General features: G+C 50.0%; 16 protein-coding genes. 9 read left to right on the top strand and 7 right to left on the bottom strand.

The window, feature by feature from the left end; all coding sequences use genetic code 11:
* Window positions 1–5: 5 nt before the first annotated feature.
* The 3 genes from BZG20_RS13070 to dctP are packed head-to-tail and all read right to left on the bottom strand — an operon-like array spanning window position 6 to window position 2963.
* Window positions 6–1289 carry a TRAP transporter large permease gene (locus BZG20_RS13070; RefSeq protein ID WP_077579285.1) on the bottom strand — a complete coding sequence of 428 codons (1284 nt, stop codon included), beginning with the start codon at window positions 1287–1289 and terminating at the stop codon, window positions 6–8.
* 16 nt (window positions 1290–1305) lie between these two features.
* Window positions 1306–1881 (bottom strand): TRAP transporter small permease, encoded by a 576-nt coding sequence (locus tag BZG20_RS13075; RefSeq protein ID WP_046075960.1) that lies wholly within the window; start codon window positions 1879–1881, stop codon window positions 1306–1308.
* Between the two features lie 56 nt (window positions 1882–1937).
* Complete coding sequence (dctP, locus tag BZG20_RS13080) at window positions 1938–2963, bottom strand: TRAP transporter substrate-binding protein DctP (protein WP_198531491.1); 1026 nt, start codon at window positions 2961–2963, stop codon at window positions 1938–1940.
* 578 nt (window positions 2964–3541) lie between these two features.
* Here dctP and ppiC point away from each other — a divergent pair.
* From ppiC to BZG20_RS13110, 6 genes are all read left to right on the top strand, one after another.
* Complete coding sequence (gene ppiC / locus BZG20_RS13085) at window positions 3542–3823, top strand: peptidylprolyl isomerase PpiC (protein ID WP_046075958.1); 282 nt, start codon at window positions 3542–3544, stop codon at window positions 3821–3823.
* Between the two features lie 157 nt (window positions 3824–3980).
* Window positions 3981–5144, top strand: a complete 1164-nt coding sequence (locus tag BZG20_RS13090; RefSeq protein WP_077579287.1) for a GGDEF domain-containing protein — start codon at window positions 3981–3983, stop codon at window positions 5142–5144.
* 222 nt (window positions 5145–5366) lie between these two features.
* Window positions 5367–6716, top strand: a complete 1350-nt coding sequence (locus BZG20_RS13095) for an alpha-amylase family protein (RefSeq protein WP_077579288.1) — start codon at window positions 5367–5369, stop codon at window positions 6714–6716.
* Between the two features lie 111 nt (window positions 6717–6827).
* Window positions 6828–7475, top strand: coding sequence for a hypothetical protein (locus tag BZG20_RS13100; protein ID WP_077579289.1), 648 nt, complete (start codon window positions 6828–6830; stop codon window positions 7473–7475).
* Window positions 7472–8230: a DUF3307 domain-containing protein gene (locus BZG20_RS13105; RefSeq protein ID WP_046075955.1), complete on the top strand. Its 759-nt coding sequence runs from the start codon at window positions 7472–7474 to the stop codon at window positions 8228–8230. Before BZG20_RS13100 ends, BZG20_RS13105 begins: the two co-directional genes overlap by 4 nt.
* Before the next feature lie 204 nt (window positions 8231–8434).
* A complete protein-coding gene (locus BZG20_RS13110) occupies window positions 8435–10594 on the top strand; it encodes a S9 family peptidase (protein WP_077579290.1) in 2160 nt (719 codons plus the stop codon).
* Window positions 10595–10701: 107 nt separating this feature from the next.
* On the opposite strand, the gene BZG20_RS13115 is transcribed toward BZG20_RS13110, so the two are convergent.
* Window positions 10702–11469 (bottom strand): siderophore-interacting protein, encoded by a 768-nt coding sequence (locus BZG20_RS13115; RefSeq protein ID WP_077579364.1) that lies wholly within the window; start codon window positions 11467–11469, stop codon window positions 10702–10704.
* 165 nt (window positions 11470–11634) lie between these two features.
* Between BZG20_RS13115 and BZG20_RS13120 the strand changes: the two genes are divergently transcribed.
* From BZG20_RS13120 to BZG20_RS13130, 3 genes are all read left to right on the top strand, one after another.
* Window positions 11635–12018 (top strand): cytochrome b562, encoded by a 384-nt coding sequence (locus BZG20_RS13120; protein ID WP_077579291.1) that lies wholly within the window; start codon window positions 11635–11637, stop codon window positions 12016–12018.
* 38 nt (window positions 12019–12056) lie between these two features.
* On the top strand, window positions 12057–12788 hold the full coding sequence (locus BZG20_RS13125; protein WP_077579292.1) for a lipoate--protein ligase: 732 nt from the start codon (window positions 12057–12059) through the stop codon (window positions 12786–12788).
* A gap of 65 nt (window positions 12789–12853) precedes the next feature.
* Window positions 12854–13585 carry a gamma-glutamyl-gamma-aminobutyrate hydrolase family protein gene (locus BZG20_RS13130; protein ID WP_046075948.1) on the top strand — a complete coding sequence of 244 codons (732 nt, stop codon included), beginning with the start codon at window positions 12854–12856 and terminating at the stop codon, window positions 13583–13585.
* 79 nt (window positions 13586–13664) lie between these two features.
* On the opposite strand, the gene pcp is transcribed toward BZG20_RS13130, so the two are convergent.
* The 3 genes from pcp to BZG20_RS13145 form a co-directional block, all read right to left on the bottom strand.
* On the bottom strand, window positions 13665–14309 hold the full coding sequence (gene pcp, locus BZG20_RS13135) for a pyroglutamyl-peptidase I (RefSeq protein WP_077579293.1): 645 nt from the start codon (window positions 14307–14309) through the stop codon (window positions 13665–13667).
* A 74-nt stretch (window positions 14310–14383) separates the two neighbouring features.
* Window positions 14384–15523 (bottom strand): peptide-methionine (R)-S-oxide reductase MsrB, encoded by a 1140-nt coding sequence (msrB, locus tag BZG20_RS13140; RefSeq protein WP_077579294.1) that lies wholly within the window; start codon window positions 15521–15523, stop codon window positions 14384–14386.
* Between the two features lie 120 nt (window positions 15524–15643).
* On the bottom strand, window positions 15644–16351 hold the full coding sequence (locus tag BZG20_RS13145) for an LrgB family protein (protein WP_077579365.1): 708 nt from the start codon (window positions 16349–16351) through the stop codon (window positions 15644–15646).
* Between the last annotated feature and the right edge of the window lie 2 nt (window positions 16352–16353).

Consider the following 16353-nt stretch of genomic DNA (forward strand, 5'->3'; position numbering starts at 1 on the left):
TTTAGTTACCCAAACGCAATATCACGCAGGAATAACGCAATCTGAGGGAACATCACCAGTAACGCCGCTGACAGAAGCAGCATTGCAATAAATGGCCCCGTTCCACGGATAACTTCCCAATAGGGTTTTTTGAAAATCGCAATAGCGGTGAAAATATCACAGCCAAACGGAGGCGTTGCTGAGCCGATCGCCACTTGCAAGGTGATCACAATCCCGACGTGTACAGGATCAAGACTAGTGGCTTCTATCGCAGGTGCAAATATAGGCGTGAGCACCAAGATAACCACAATCGGGTCAACGAACATACAGGCAACAAAAAAGGCAATTGAAATGGAGGCCAATACGCCCATCGGGCCCATTTCACTTATCCCCACTGCCTCGAGAATGGTTTGCGGAATTTGCGCGAAAGAAATGATCCAAGAGAAGCCATTCCCTACACCGACAAGAATGAAGACCACAGCGGTAATTAAGCCAGTTGAACGCGCGATCGTGAACACATCTTTGCTGTTTAGTGAACGAAAGACACCAAATTCCAAGATCATCGCATAAAGCACACACACCGCGGCCGCTTCTGTGGGACTAAAGACGCCGCCATAAATCCCACCCACGATAATCAGTGGGAACATCAGTGGCCATAACGCTTTTCGTGTAGCGGTAATCCGTTCACTCCAGCTCGCTTTAGGCTCTGTCGGCACTTTGTGGACAGTGGCGTAATACAAGCAGTAGAGCGAGAAAAAGGTCAGAATCATTAACCCAGGACCAATCCCAGCAATAAACAGCTCGGCAATGGAGGTTTCTGAGATCACCCCGTAAATGATCATCCCGATGCTGGGTGGGATCAAAAAGGCGATATCACTGGAGTTGATGATCAACGCGAGCGAAAAAGAGTCGCTGTAGCCTGCGCGAAGCAGCTTTGGACGCAATGCCGAGCCAACCGCAACGACGGTTGCCTGCGTTGAGCCAGACACGGCACCAAACAGAGTACAAGAGGTGGCGGTACTGATCGCCAACCCGCCGCGGATATGACCAATAAAGGTCATGACCATATCAATCAAGCGGTTAGCAGATTGCCCCCGCGTCATAATATCGGCGGCGAGAATAAACATAGGAACAGCAATCAGTGAGGCAGGACGGATCCCTCCCAGCACTTGCTGAATAAAAGTATCCATTTGACCAACGCCGCCAAACATCATGTAAAAACCGGTTAGCGCGGCAGCAATCAAAGGGACCATCATTGGAAAGCCAAGCACGAGCAAGACAATCATGATGAGCATTAACGTCATGGCCATAGTGGTAGGTGCCTATTTAAACTTCACTTTCTGTCTCAGCGTAACCATCGAGGACGCCAGCGGAGAGGTAAACATCGGGCGAGGTGAGATTTTTATAGACAGTCAACCAGTACTGAATGCCGGTGACGATAAAGCCGAGTGGTACCCAGATATAAATCCACCAAATCTCGAAGCCAAGTGCTGGCAAGATACGACCGCGGTCATAAACGGAGACAATATATTGATAAGAAAAATACGCCAACACCAGCATGATAAGGCCTGTGATCAGCGCAATGCTTGTCATTAAAATTTTTCTACCTTTGAAAGGCAGGGTGTCATACAGGGCAGACATACGGATGTGGCGACCATGACGCGCCGCGTAGCCAATCCCTGCAAAGGTGATTAAAACAATTAAAATGCGATTGATTTCGCCAGAAAAAAACAAGCCCTGCCCAAAGCCAAAGCGAGCAATGACATTGACACAGGTATTAAGGGCCATTAGGAGCACACCTGCGGCCAACATAAAGGACTCGATTTTACAAATCAGGGTATCCAGTTTGCCAAGGAGGCCGGGAAGCTCGGAGTGGTACGTGAGAGAGTCGGAATCGGTCATTACGTATTCCTCGAGTAAACAGGCACCGCATGACACGGTGCCTGAGTGATTAGCGACTAGTTAGTAACAGCGTCCAAGTCTTTCTTAAACTGGTTAAGAAGTGCTTTACCGCTTTCACCGGTCATTTCGTAGAAGGTTTCCTCTACCTGTGGCGCACGTGCTTTAAACTTCTCAATTTGCTCATCAGTCAAGCGTGTCACTGTGACTTCATCACTCGATGATTTGATTTTCTCGAGCGATTTTTCAGCCAAGCCGCGAATGTGTTCAACCGTTTCGTTAAACGCATAGTCAGCGGCATCGCGGATCATCGCTTGCTCGTCGGATGACAAGCCGTCAAAGAAGTCTTTATTTGCCATTGAGGCGGTGGTAAACCAGCCGTGGTGCGTAAAGATCAGGTTAGGTGACACTTCGTACAAACCGCCTGACTCAATCCAGAAAATCGGGTTTTCTTGACCTTGAATCATATTGGTTTGAAGTGCGCCGTATACTTCACCCCATGGCAATGGCGTTGGCGTCGCACCAAAGGCTTCATACGTTGATGAAAGCAGTGGGTTAGTCATGACGCGAATTTTCTTACCTTGAAGATCGGCAGGCTCAGTCACAGGCTCGTCCGCCGTCATCACCATTTCGCCTTCAGGATACATTTTGAGCAGCTCAAGACCTTGCTCTTCATACAGCTCGGGGAAGTCTTCATTCACCGCTTTACTCTGACGGAAGAACTCAATCACGGTTTCCATATCCGTCGGCATCAGGTAAGGGATAAAAAAGATTTGTGCTTCTGGGATCAACGAACCGGTAAAGCCAGGTGATTGGTTTACAAACTGAAGGATACCTGCCTGCGTTTGTTCCATGATGTCGTCGGATTCACCGAGTTCACCGAAACGATAAATTTGCAGTGTGTGCTCAGAGTTCTCCTCAATATATTCTCTGAACTTATGTGCATAGACGTCTTGCACGTCACCTTCGTACTCCTCGTGGGCATAACGCCAAGTGTCGGCATTGGCCATGGCTGAGAAGCCTAACGCGGCGGCAACGCATGAAATTGCAGTCAATTGCTTAAGGTGGCTGTAAATGGACATCATGTCCCTCCGATATGTGGATTAGCTTTCACTCGTGGTTAACGAGAGTGTGATTGAGATCGGTTTCTCATCGAGTGAGGTGGCAGCAAGTGCCTGTCTCTCCTATACCCGTAAAAGCATCTGCCGATGTTTCTAAACAAATAGCAGATAATACAGACAGCTTAACCATCAGAGGTGTAAATATTAAAGTCAGATGAATATCAACGTGCCAGCAGTGTGATTTAGATCTCTTTTTGATACTTTTTATAACGATAAACGCGACGCTCCATAACGTGTTCTTTTGCATCAAATCAGCGTTTTAAGGGGGCTATTGCAATAGCGACGGATAGAAATCAAACGTGATTGAGCATGAGCAAACTCAATAGAGCTGGCATTAAAAAGGCTGGGGGGAAGGCGCTTTTTCTAGTTTATGCTTCCACCTCTAAGTAATCTGTGCTTGTTTTTCGCGCTAACCGTCATACTCGCCGACATCATTGCTTAGACTCCCTTCGCGCGCTTCGGCGCAGGTCGACGCACAATTCTTATTATTCAGTTGAAGAAATCCGGTATACTGAGCGGCTTTAATTTCATGAGGCATCCCGATGGCCAAGAAAGCAGCAGCCCTTCACATACTGGTGAACGATAAGTCGCAAGCAACCTCTTTGCTTGATCAGCTTAAAAAAGGTGCAAACTTCCAAACGCTCGCGAAGAAGTACTCGCAATGCCCCTCGGGTAAGCGAGGCGGGGATTTAGGCGAATTTCGTCGCGGTGACATGGCACCCCCTTTCGATAAAGCCGTATTCAGTGGTGAGTTATTGCGCCCGCTTGGGCCGATAAAAACCAAATTCGGCTGGCACATTATCAAGGTCTTGTATCGCAACTGATCCTATCGCTCACGATCTATGGATAGCATCGGCGCGAGGACGCTGAAACTGTCATAAAGATTAACCGCCAGAAATTGAAGCCGCGCACATTGATTGGCGGTAAACGGCCACGGATTAAGTGGTAAAGTTAAAGCACGCCCTAATTAACGTATCTCTGATGTTTAAACTCGATGCACCGACACTGCTCATTACTCTGACTGCAATCCAATGGCTGCTAGCGGGTTTTCTATTAGTACAAAACCGCAAAGAACCAGGGATTAACGGATGGGCACTCTCGCTTTTTATTCATGGCTTTAGCAACCTATTCTTGTTTGCCCGTCCTCACCTTCACCCTTATTTAGGGATCGTTTTTTACAATGCCTGTGTGATGGTGGCATTTTCGTTCAGCCACTGGGCGTTGGGGCAAATTTTTGCGCGCGACGTACCGCGTTGGCAGTTGGTGCTACCTGTTATTCTGTCTGTTGTATCGATGTCGTCATACCTTGATGACATCGGGAGTCGTGTGGTTTACGCGAGTTTGATCGTCAGTTTGCAGTTAGGGCTGATGACACAAACCATCGTGAGTAGTACGAACATAGGGGGCCAGCGTTTAAAGCGTTGGCTCATCATGGTGATGGGTGGATTCAGTGTTGCCTATGTAGGCAGGGCGACATTTGCACATCTCTATCCTGATCTATTTACGCAACTGCTGGGCACCTCGCTGTTACAAGCAGGGCTGATTTTGTCGGGCATCGCCTATAGCGTGATCAATACCCTGATTATCTTTCTTTATAAGCTGGAGCGCGTGCACGAGAAACTTCACCGCGAAGCGACTCGAGATAGCTTAACGGGGCTGTTTAATCGCCGCGCCTTTTTGGCAAGAGCGAAACGACGTGTTGATACCGCCGCTTTTCCAATCAGTGTGTTGATGATTGACTTGGATGATTTTAAAGCCATCAACGACTCATTCGGCCACTCGGTTGGCGATAAAGTACTGATCCATTGTGCTAGCGTTTTCGAACAAGTTATTGATGACCAAGGTGTTGTTGGACGTTTGGGGGGAGAGGAGTTCGCAGTCGTGCTGCCTTACTGTGACAGTGCTAATGCGCAACAGTTGTCTGCAGAGTTGCTGAATGCTATTCAGAACAGTGGCTCAACGCTTGAAATGAGCTTGTCTGCCAGCATTGGAGTGACGACCACCACCGAGGTGCTCGATATTGATTGCTTGTTGGCGCAAGCGGATGATGCCCTTTATTGTGCCAAGCATGAAGGGAAAAACACATTTAAAGAGTACACCCCTACACGCCATTCCTTGAGCAAAGCTGGTTACGAACCAGCTTGAAGAGCCAAACCTATTTCGTCCCTCACTGTTTTGGCATCCGTTATACAGGCCAACGAGGGTTTCTTAATCCTCAGCGAAACACTGACTACGCCTTGCTTATCATCCTCATACAAGTGACCAAAGGAGGAGGGCGGCATGCGTATAGCGCTTATAATTTTGACTTATTGAATAAGCCCCACAACGGCAACACACTCGATGCGCGAACGCGATGAGGAGAAAGACATGAACGGCTTGCAAGATCCCCAATCATCAGGAGCCAACGTTATCTTACATGCTTTTGATTGGAAGTATGCGGATGTTGCCCAACGTGCCGCGGAGATCAGGGCGTTAGGGTATGGCTCGGTGCTCGTATCTCCCCCGATGAAAAGTGCGCAAGACGAACGCTGGTGGCTGAGATATCAACCTCAAGACTATCGTGTGATTGAAAATGCACTCGGTAACACCACGGACTTTAAAGCAATGGTTGAAGCGTTAAACCGTGTTGGTGTGCTTACTTACGTCGATGTGGTCTTCAATCATATGGCCAATGAAGCGCATGTTCGCAGCGACTTAAATTATCCCAGCCAAGCGGTGAGGGCGGCCTATCACGCGCACGAAGACCACTATCGCACACTGACCCTGTTTGGTGATTTATCCGAGCCACTCTTTACTGAGCATGACTTCGTCGACGCATTTGGGATACAAGATTGGAAAGATCGGTGGCAAGTACAAAACGGGCGTATTAGCGGCGGGGCGAGCGATCCGGGATTGCCAACACTGCGTGTATGTGATCATGTGATAGCGCAGCAACGCGCCTATCTTAAGGCGTTAAAAGCCATTGGCGTAAAAGGGTTTCGGATTGATGCGGCTAAGCACATGACACTAGAGCACCTCAAGCGCGTATGGACCGATGACATCACCCATGATGCGCATATTTTTGGAGAAATCATCACCGACGGTGGCGCGAGCAAAGCAGAGTATGAATTGTTTCTTGCTCCCTATTTACAACAGACGTGTTTGGGCGCTTACGATTTTCCGCTTTTCTCAACGCTCTACCATGTTTTTTCCAACCAGGGCAGCCTTAAATCATTGATTGACCCCTATTGCTTTGGGCAAGCCTTATCGAAAGGGCGTGCAATCACTTTTGCCATTACCCATGACATTCCCAACAATGATGTTTTCTTGGATTTGGTGATGGACGAAGCGAGCGAGTGGTTGGCTTACGCGTATATCTTGGGGCGTGATGGTGGTGTTCCCCTGATTTATACCGATCTTGATACTAGTGGTATCAAAGGGGGAGACGGCCAACCACGCTGGAAAAATGCGTGGAAAGATCCAAAGATGGTGCAAATGATCGCCTTTCATAATTTAACCCATGGTGAGCCCATGAGCGTCTTGGAAGCGACCGATGATTGGCTGGTGATTCAACGGGGAGAGGCAGGCATATTGGTGTTAAATAAATCCCTGGAGCCGCAATCACTCTCAGTGACGCTAGAAAATGATTGGCGCGATATGCTTACGGGCGTCACGGCCTCGAGTGGGCAGCGAATTGATGTTGCAGCCCAGTCGGCGATGATGCTCGTGCCGGCATAACGACGAGGTCGCGCGATGCGGTCTCGCTTGTCGTTTTGCTATTTTTGGGTAAATTTGTACTTTTTGCCAAAAAAAGCTAAATTTGCCGGAGTTGGTTAACAGGGATAAGTGATGGCGACAGAAAGCAAGGCACCCATTGCGGTGATCAGTGGCGATCTGGTGGATTCAACCGCCTTAAATCGAGATGAGTATGAGCGAGTACTGGCGCAAATCAAAACCATACAAGCTCATATTTCACAAGCGCATTGCGCCAATCAGCACAGCATTATACGCGGTGATGAGTTTCAATCTGTGATCCATGATGTAGCGAACGCGCTTCACTATGTCGTGATGTATCGTGTCGCCATCAAAGCACTGGGAAAACCGTTTGATTGTCGCATCAGCTTTGCGATTGCCGAGCAAGCGGATTTGCGTGAGGCGGTGTCAGAGTCAATGGGACAAGCGTTTGTGCTATCTGGTCGCGGCTTAAAAGCAATGAAAAACCAGCGGCTGGCCTTTTTTTGCGCCAATGCCAATCTTGAAGACAGATTTGAATTGTCGATCCGTTATCTTGACCGGCAACTCAGCGATGCGACATCTCGTCAATGCGAAATGATGCTGCCTTTATTACAGCGCGATCAATCACTTGCGTACGGTGAGCTAGCGGCCGCACTTGGAGTCGCGAATGCAACCGTGAGTAAGTCCCTTAAAGCGGCGGGCTGGGAGCTTATCGAGGCATTGTTGGCCGAGTTTCAGCAAGCTGTGGAGGCGCAAGTATGATGGCCTTCCTTTCTTTGCTGGTTCCCTTGTTACTGACCCACCTTATTTATGACTTCTATCTACAGCCTGCGAATTGGTGGGCGAAATCGACACCACGCGCACGAATACTGGATTGGGCGGTTGCACCGCTCCTCTACGGTTTATGTTTACTGGTGCCAGCGGTGTTTTGGACCCAGCACGTTTCGCCGCTATTGGGTGTATTGCTGGTTGGCATGGTGACCAAGTGTGTGGTGGCAGTGTTTGATGGCCAACTCGTCGCGCAGTCATCACTGGCCCGTTTCACGGTTAGCCAAGGCATACACCTTTTGGTACTAGGGCTAATTGCCCTGAGTTTTGTGGCGCAGCCACCTTGGGTTGGACTGACCGAGATGCCTCTGTTTAGCGAGCTCGTCGTAATTGGCACAGGCTATTTATTGATCTTAAAGCCGACATCAGTATTGATTGGTCACGTGTTACAGCGCTTTACGGTCACGTTGGACTCACCCTCTGATCATCAACACAATTATCATGGCCTCGTGGCTGCGGGGGCGTTGATTGGCTATTTAGAGCGTATTCTGATCCTGACCTTTACCTTGCTTGGCAGCTATACCGCTGTCGGTTTTGTGCTGGCAGCCAAGTCGATTTTCCGCTTTGGTGAGCTGACGCGTTCTGCCGATCGCAGCCTAACTGAATACGTTTTAATTGGTTCGTTATTGTCGGTAGTGATCACGACATTAGTGGGCGTTGTGATCACACAAAGCCTCACTTTGCTATAATTAGCCTTTTATGGCTAAAAGATAAGAATTAGCTGTTTTAGGCTTATAATACGGACTGGTATTAAGAAACGATGCGTCAGCCAATTGTTTGGCGAACGATAAAAAGAATATTGTTTATTGGAACTTGCTTAATACCCTCAGGTCAGTAAAGAGATGCTTGTTTGTTAAATTACTGTTATGGCTAAATAAACCTGAAGGAAAAGTATGTCCCGATACATTTTACTCACCGGAGCACTGGCGGTGTCTTTGCTCTCAGGGTGCAGTTTTCAAGGAGAGTCACACGTGAAAGCTTCCAGCCCAGGCGAACTGAGTGCGCCTGTCGCGAAAAAAATCCCTCATGAAATGACCATTCACGGCGACACGCGCGTGGATAACTACTATTGGATGCGTGATGATGCACGCCAAGATCCTGACGTGATCGCCCATCTTAATCAAGAAAACGCCTATGCCGATCAGGTGCTCGCGCACACTGAGCCAATGCAGGCCAAACTATTCGATGAAATCAAGGGGCGTATCGTCAAAGACGATGCCTCGGTCCCGGTCAAAAAAGGCAGTTATTTCTATTCCAGCGAAGTGGAAGGCGATAATGAATACCGCACTTACGTGCGTGCGAAAGACTTTGCCGGCACCGACAAAACGGTAATTTTGGATGTCAATGCGCTCGCGAAAGGGCATGAGTTTTACAGCATTGGCCAACTGAGCGTTAGTCCAAACGAAAACCTATTGGCCTATGGGGAAGATACCCTCAGCCGCCGCGTTTATACCATTCAAGTAAAAGACCTCACCACCGGTGAGTACCTCGATGATAAGATTGAAGGCGCCTCGAGCAGTATTGTGTGGCAGAACGATAACCAAGCCTTCTACTATATCAAAAAAGACCCGCAAACCTTGCTGGGGTATCAGGTGTATCGCCACCGTTTGGGCACCCCGCAATCCGCTGATGCGTTAATTTACGAAGAAACGGATACCAGCTACTACACCGGATTGAGCAAAAGCAAAGACGGTGAGCAAATCTTTATTTGGCACGCTAGCACTGAAACCAGCGGCGTATCGCTCGTGGATGCCAATGATCCAAATGCCACCGCCGAAGCATTTTATCCGCGAGAAACTGGCATCGAATATGAAGTGGCAAAGCGTGGTGAGTGGTATTACATCTATACCAACTATCAAGCGGTGAACTTTCGCTTGATGAAGGTACACCAAAGCGAGCGTGACGATCGTAGCCAATGGCAAGATGTGATCGCGCCAAACGATAAGGTGCAGTTAGTTGATTTTACGCTATTTGATAACCACTTGGTCTACGAGCAGCGCGAAAATGGCTTGCCGCGTACCACGGTGCGTAACCTCACCACTGGGGAGGAATATCAGCTGAGGTTTAACGACTCGGCCTATGCGTCTTACCTGACCGGCAATGCAGAAATGGACAACTCTGCGGTACGCGTGTATTACACCAGCTTGACCACACCGGGCACGTATTACGAGTTTGACTTGGCGTCGGGCGAACGTGAAATGCTCAAACAAAACCAAGTGCTGGGCGATTTCAACCCAGACAACTACCAATCCGAGCGGGTGATGATCACCGCGCGCGATGGCGCGCAAGTGCCTGTGTCTTTGGTGTACCGTAAAGACCGTTTCAAAAAAGACGGCACTAATCCGCTCTATCAATACGGCTATGGCTCCTACGGCGCGACCATGGAGCCCATGTTCTCCACCACGCGTTTAAGCCTGCTAGATCGCGGTTTTGTCTTTGCTATTGCCCATATCCGTGGCTCTGAAATGCTAGGTCGCCCTTGGTATGACGATGGTAAAAAGCTTACCAAAAAGAATACCTTTAACGACTTTATTGATGTGACCAAAGCGCTGACTGCGCAAGGCTATGGCGATAAAGACAAGGTGTTTGCCGTCGGCGGCTCAGCAGGTGGCTTGTTAATGGGGGCGATCATCAACCAAGCGCCAGAGCTTTATTTAGGGGTGGCCGCGCATGTGCCGTTCGTGGATATCGTCACCACCATGTTGGATGAGTCGATTCCATTGACCACCAACGAGTATGACGAGTGGGGCAACCCGAATGACAAAACCTACTATGAGTACATGCTCAGCTATTCACCATACGACAACGTCAGCGCGCAAGATTATCCCAACTTGTTGGTCACCACAGGCCTGCATGACTCACAAGTGCAGTACTTTGAACCAATGAAATGGGTCGCGAAACTACGTGAGTTCAAAACCGACAACCATACGCTGGTGTTTAAAACCGACATGGAAGCCGGCCACGGCGGCGCATCGGGGCGCTTTAAGCGCATCAAAGAAGATGCCTTGGAATATGCTTTCTTCTTCGACTTGCTCGACAAACAGGGTAACTAAGTTGACGACTAAACGTTGAAGATCGAAAAAAGCGCCGATAGCGGCGCTTTTTTTATGCGGGATGAGACGCGATAAGCACGCTCACTGCAGGTAAAAAGTGGTCAGGTTTACTGATTGTTCTCCGCATCTTCGCGCTTGATCACCTTGTGGCCTTCTTCGGTCACGCCATTTTTCCAATAGCTGCTGATGTAGATAAACTCACGCTCGACGTCATGGTCATTGCGGAAATATTGGCGCAGTGCGCGCATACTTTCAAATTCACAGGCACACCACACGGACACTTGCCCTGCTAACCAAGGCTGTGCTTTTACCGTTTCGGCCAATGTCGGTGTGGTTAGCCAAATAATCTCCATGCCAGCGGGAGCGTCGAGTGGTTGGGCATCCTCCTCGGCATCGAGCTGAACCACCGCATAGCCTTTGGCATCGCGAGGCAAGGTTTTGATCTTGGCTGATAGCGCGGGCAACGCGGTCATATCGGCAACCATAAAGAACCAATCCGCATCTTGATTAATCGGCGCAATCGTCCCAGGGCCGGCAATGTTAATGGTATCACCCACTTGGGCATTCAGTGCCCAGCGCGCGGCAAAGCCACAGTCGGCTTGCTCGATTTGATGGCGAACCATATCTACTTCAATTTGCTGCTGGCTAGGCATAAAGCGGCGAATGGTATAAGTGCGCATCACAGGGCGCTCGCCTTCTGCTAATCCGCTCAGATCTGTGCTTCCCGCTTTATCAAACAGCAGCTTGATATAGCCGCCTTCACACTCCGCTGGGAAGCCCGCGAAGGCGTCGCTTTGTAAGGTCAAGCGTTGCATATTAGGTGTGACGGTTTGGGTATCGATAACGTGAGTGAGGTGATAGTTTGGCTGTTTCATATTATCTAACTTAAAATCATTATCATTTACAACTATCATACCATCAGGATAGGGAATGTGYAAGTGCTTTACATTGGTTTACGCTTCTTCGCTGGGCAAGACCGTGAGAAATGGGTAAGATGACGGCACAATATTATTAATAAAAAACAATTAGATGGAGCAAAAATGAAGAAAGTCATACTCACGGGCGCGGTGGCGGTGCTGCTGTCGTTGAACGTCTCGGCCTCTGAGCTCAAGCCGATCATGARAGAAATGAAAATGACCTTTAAAGAGGCGGCGAGCGCACAAAGTATCGAAGCCATGCAAGCGCCGGTTGCGAAACTAGAAACCTTGGTCGCGAAAGCCAAAGCAGGTAGCTACCCACCGGAAAAAGCGGATATCTTTATGGAAGGGTTCGATAAATTGGCGGTGACCTTGGATAAGATTGATACGGCACTGAGCGAAGGCGATCTCGACCAAGCAAAACAAGGGATGCGCCAAATCGATGCCTTGCGTGAAGAGTACCACGACAAACGCAACCCAAGCATTTGGCAGCGTTTGTTCGGTTAATAGCCGAATAATAGGAATATAACGATAGCGAGTGCACGATGGCGACTCAAAAAACGATTTTGCGTTATCCCTCGCTGTCGGTGGCGTCTGCATTTGAGAAAGAGCAGGCGCTGATCCGCCGGATAGAGCAGGGCGAACTCAACGAGGCATTACTGCTTTGGCAGCCAGATGCGCAAACCTTGGTACTGCCGGCGGGTCAAAAATGGCCACAAACCCCTGAGTTGCGCCGCGCGTTATCAGCGTTAGGTTGGCAAGTGCATAACCGCCAAACAGGCGGGGCGCCGGTGCCGCAACTGCCAGGGGTGATTAACGTGTCTTATCTGACGGTGTGGCCTGCTAACACGCCTTATCATATCCAGACGGCTTACCAGTATTTTTGCACCATTTTACAGTCTTTTTTCCATCAGTTAGGCATTGCAACGACGGTGGGCGACACGCCCGGTTCGTATTGTGATGGTGACTACAACCTCAATATTTTCGGCAAAAAAGTGGTGGGAACTGCCCAGCGTATCCTGCGTTTAGGCGCAGGCGATGCTAAACAAACGGTGATGCTGGCGCAAGCGTGTTTGCTGATTGATGCGGATTGCCAACATATTGTTGCCCCTGTATCGCTGTGTAATCAGCTTTGTGGTCACCCCGATCGCATTGAGGCCAAGGTGCATACTCCATTAGCCGCGCACCTAGATGAACTGCCGGCAACCGAGCAGCTGTTTCAATTGCTGACTCAAGCGTTTGTGGCGCGCCCGCCACTCGAGGTTGGCAAGGCTTGAGGCCGACGCTCAATATAGTATGCTTAGCCGCAATCGTGCGTAAAACAAATCCCAAGGAGTGAGGAATGCGCGTCCATCTTGTTATTCACGAGGCGTTTGAAGGCCCAGGTGCCATTTTAGATTGGTGTGACGAGCGTGCCTATCATGTGACAACCAGTCATTTGTATCGGGGCGAGCCGTTGCCAGAAAGTGGTGAAGGCATTGATCTGCTGGTGGTACTCGGTGGGCCGCAAAGTCCAGATACGCCACAGTCAGAGTGTCCGCATTTTGATAGTCAGCGCGAGCAAGCGCTGATTAAGCAGTGTATCGAGCAAGGCAGTGCGGTATTAGGGATTTGCCTCGGCGCGCAACTGATTGGTGAAGCCTTGGGCGCACCGTATCAGAAAAGTCCTGAGCCCGAGATTGGCTACTTCCCCATCCAGTTAAGCGAAGATGGCCATATCGATGAGCACATTCCTCACTTCGCGCCGCAAGAAATTGTGGGCCATTGGCACAATGATATGCCGGGGCTGACACCAAATAGTCGTGTACTAGCCAGTAGCGAAGGCTGTCCGCGCCAGATCGTGAAGTACGGACCACGGGTGTATGGTTTTCAATGCCATCTTGAATTGACGCCGCTGGCGGTTGAAGGCTTACTGCACGCCGCCTATCCAGAGGGCGAGGCCGCTAACAAGCGCTTTATTCAAGACCCTGCCTCCATTCGCGCCTTTGATACGGCACCGATGAATGCGCACTTGTTTGCCTTTCTCGATAGCGTGCTAACCGACAACGATCTTGTCACTGAATGGCTGTTTTAAGCGACTGGGTTAGGAGCACGGTAATCGCAACTGTGCTCCGTCTTCGAGGCGCTATCGTCCGAGCGCCATCTATCTTGCGTTAGTGCAACATGCCTTCACACACGGTGGTGACATCGTCATCCAATAAACTCAACTCAATGGCTATCTTGATCGCCGCCACCACATCACCCACTGGCATGCTCGGGGCGCGGTGCTTACACGCTTGTGCTGGGCTGTAGGGAATATGGATAAAGCCGGCGCGTACCTCAGTATGATGAGCCAGCGCATGCATCAAGCCATAAAACACGTGATTACACACAAAGGTGCCCGCGGTGTAAGAAATACTGGCAGGGTGATGGGCTTCGTTTAACGCGTTCACTAAACGGTTGAGCGGCAAGGTAGAAAAATAGGCATTGGGCCCAGATGACACCACCGGCGTGCCATGTGGCTGCTTACCGGCGTTGTCGGGAATAGGCGCATCTTGATAATTGATCGCTACTTTCTCCAAGCTTATCTCAGCGCGACCACCGGCTTGGCCAAGAGCGATCACCATCACCGGACTGAGCGATTCCAACGCGCTGTGTAACGTCGATAAGCTGTCTTCAAAAGTGCAGGGCAGCCGCACGGCTTTAACGATGCACTCCTCATTAGGCTGCCAGCCTTCTAATGCTTTTGCCACTTGCCAAGACGGATTGTCACTCTCGCCGCCGAAGGGTTCAAATCCAGTGATCAATATCGTGTGCATCCAATGCCTCGCGTAAAAAAGCGGTATAGCTTTACTCTACCGCAGGTTTACAAGCCAATCACGCACTGGTTGCGTTATTCAAACAGATAAAGATAATCCTCATAACCCGCCTCGGCCATTTTATCGACCGGCACAAAGCGCATCGCGGCTGAGTTCATGCAATAGCGCAAGCCGGTGGGGGCGGGGCCATCTTCAAACACATGGCCAAGGTGCGAATCGGCAACCTTGCTACGGACCTCGGTGCGCGTGTAGAACAGGGAGTTATCCGGCTTGGTAACCACATACTGCTCATTGATGGGCTGTGTGAAGCTCGGCCAGCCGGTACCGGATTTGTACTTATGGGTGGAGGAAAACAGCGGCTCACCCGAAACAATATCTACATAAATCCCGGCTTGCTTGTTGTCCCAATACGGGTTGCGGAACGCGGGTTCGGTACCGTCTTCTTGCGTGACTTCGTACTCAATATCTGACAACATCGCGCGAATTTTTTCATCCGAGGGGCGCGAGTAGCGGGTGTTCGTTGCTGTCATCTCTTCCGCTTTTTGCGCATCAATCATTTCTCGCAAGGTGACCGGATTGTCTTTGCGATCGTCACCAAAAATCTCGTCCAGATACTGGTCACGCCCTGAGGCATAGCGGTAGTAGCTATAGCGAATGCTGTGGTTTTTGTAGTAATCCTGATGATAGCTTTCTGCTGGCCAGAATTTCTCGAACGGGATCAGCTCGGTTTTCAGCGGCTTTTTGAACACGCCTAACGCTTCAATTTCCGCCATAAAATCCGCGGCAATTTGCTTTTGGGTTTCAGAGCGATAAAAGATCGCGGGACGATATTGCGGGCCACGGTCAACGAACGAGCCTTGGTCATCGGTGGGGTCGATATGACGGAAAAACTGATCGAGCACCTGTTCGTAATCCACGACTTTTGGATCATAGGTGACATCAATCACCTCAATGTGGCCACTGGTGCCGGACGAAACCTCTTTATAGGTGGGATTTTCAAGCTCACCGCCTGAGTAGCCAGATACCACATCAATCACGCCGTCGAGTTTTTCAAGATCAGCTTCCGTACACCAAAAGCAGCCGCCGGCAAGGGTCGCCTTTTGGTAGCCTTGCGACGTGGTGGCAGTGTCTTTCACCGCCGCATAACTTGCTATCGATAGCAAACTGAACGCTGTGAACGCGATAACTCGCCACATTGATTTGTGCTGTTTCATGATCGCCTCGTTATTAGGGTTGGTGAGGATCAAGACCTGCGCATCAAGCAGAAACTTTCATCCACTCCCACTTTTCTGTTGTTACAGATAACGTAGCGCAGAAAAGCCTTTAGCGATCACCTACCAAAGCAGCTGACCCAATATAGGCGCAAGCAGCACAGTGACCATGCCCGCAATCATCATTACCACACTCGACACCACCCCTTCGGCATGGCCTATCTGATAGGCTTTAGCGGTGCCCGCTCCGTGTGCCGACGCCCCTAAACTTGCGCCGCGACCTAAGCGCGAGCGAATCGCAATCACGGTCAGAATACTTTCACCAATCGCCATGCCAATCACCCCAGTGAGAACCACAAACAGCGCAGTGAGATCGCTTTGCCCGCCAATTGCTTTGGTGGCTTCTACAGCAAAAGGGGTGGTGATTGAGCGCATCGCCAAACTGCGTTGCAGCAGTTCAGATAGCTCAAACACCCGCGCTAGCACCACGGTACTGGTAATGGCGACCAGCACAGACACTGTGACGCCTATCGATAGTGACAACCAATGGCGGCGGATGAGCGCGCGGTTATCATACACGGGGATCGCAAACGCTACAGTCGCCGGGCCCAGCAGCCACAGCAGCCAGTACGATTGCGCCATGTAGTCTTGATACGGGATGTTAAACCCAACCACCACCGCCACAATCAGCAAGGGCGCGAGCAACAATGGCATTACCAGAATGGAGGGGTGACGGCGATACAGCCATTTGCTCATGTAATAAAAGCCAAGGGTCATTAAAAAGCAGGTAACGCTTAATAACGAGGCGTGAAGCCAAGCAGGTAAAGACATCA

The organism is Salinivibrio sp. IB868, assembly GCF_001995655.1.
GTDB classification, from domain to species: Bacteria; Pseudomonadota; Gammaproteobacteria; order Enterobacterales; family Vibrionaceae; genus Salinivibrio; species Salinivibrio siamensis.

What these genes read in the sequence shown, in the direction of transcription:
- BZG20_RS13070 (WP_077579285.1), bottom strand. Translation starts at nt 1,289, where the DNA reads ATGGCCATGACGTTAATGCTCATCATGATTGTCTTGCTCGTGCTTGGC.
- BZG20_RS13100 (WP_077579289.1), top strand. Translation starts at nt 6,828, where the DNA reads ATGGCGACAGAAAGCAAGGCACCCATTGCGGTGATCAGTGGCGATCTG.
- BZG20_RS13090 (WP_077579287.1), top strand. Translation starts at nt 3,981, where the DNA reads ATGTTTAAACTCGATGCACCGACACTGCTCATTACTCTGACTGCAATC.
- BZG20_RS13125 (WP_077579292.1), top strand. Translation starts at nt 12,057, where the DNA reads ATGGCGACTCAAAAAACGATTTTGCGTTATCCCTCGCTGTCGGTGGCG.
- BZG20_RS13145 (WP_077579365.1), bottom strand. Translation starts at nt 16,351, where the DNA reads ATGTCTTTACCTGCTTGGCTTCACGCCTCGTTATTAAGCGTTACCTGC.
- BZG20_RS13075 (WP_046075960.1), bottom strand. Translation starts at nt 1,881, where the DNA reads ATGACCGATTCCGACTCTCTCACGTACCACTCCGAGCTTCCCGGCCTC.
- dctP (WP_198531491.1), bottom strand. Translation starts at nt 2,963, where the DNA reads ATGATGTCCATTTACAGCCACCTTAAGCAATTGACTGCAATTTCATGC.
- BZG20_RS13115 (WP_077579364.1), bottom strand. Translation starts at nt 11,469, where the DNA reads ATGAAACAGCCAAACTATCACCTCACTCACGTTATCGATACCCAAACC.
- BZG20_RS13110 (WP_077579290.1), top strand. Translation starts at nt 8,435, where the DNA reads ATGTCCCGATACATTTTACTCACCGGAGCACTGGCGGTGTCTTTGCTC.
- BZG20_RS13105 (WP_046075955.1), top strand. Translation starts at nt 7,472, where the DNA reads ATGATGGCCTTCCTTTCTTTGCTGGTTCCCTTGTTACTGACCCACCTT.
- BZG20_RS13130 (WP_046075948.1), top strand. Translation starts at nt 12,854, where the DNA reads ATGCGCGTCCATCTTGTTATTCACGAGGCGTTTGAAGGCCCAGGTGCC.
- BZG20_RS13095 (WP_077579288.1), top strand. Translation starts at nt 5,367, where the DNA reads ATGAACGGCTTGCAAGATCCCCAATCATCAGGAGCCAACGTTATCTTA.
- pcp (WP_077579293.1), bottom strand. Translation starts at nt 14,309, where the DNA reads ATGCACACGATATTGATCACTGGATTTGAACCCTTCGGCGGCGAGAGT.
- msrB (WP_077579294.1), bottom strand. Translation starts at nt 15,523, where the DNA reads ATGAAACAGCACAAATCAATGTGGCGAGTTATCGCGTTCACAGCGTTC.
- ppiC (WP_046075958.1), top strand. Translation starts at nt 3,542, where the DNA reads ATGGCCAAGAAAGCAGCAGCCCTTCACATACTGGTGAACGATAAGTCG.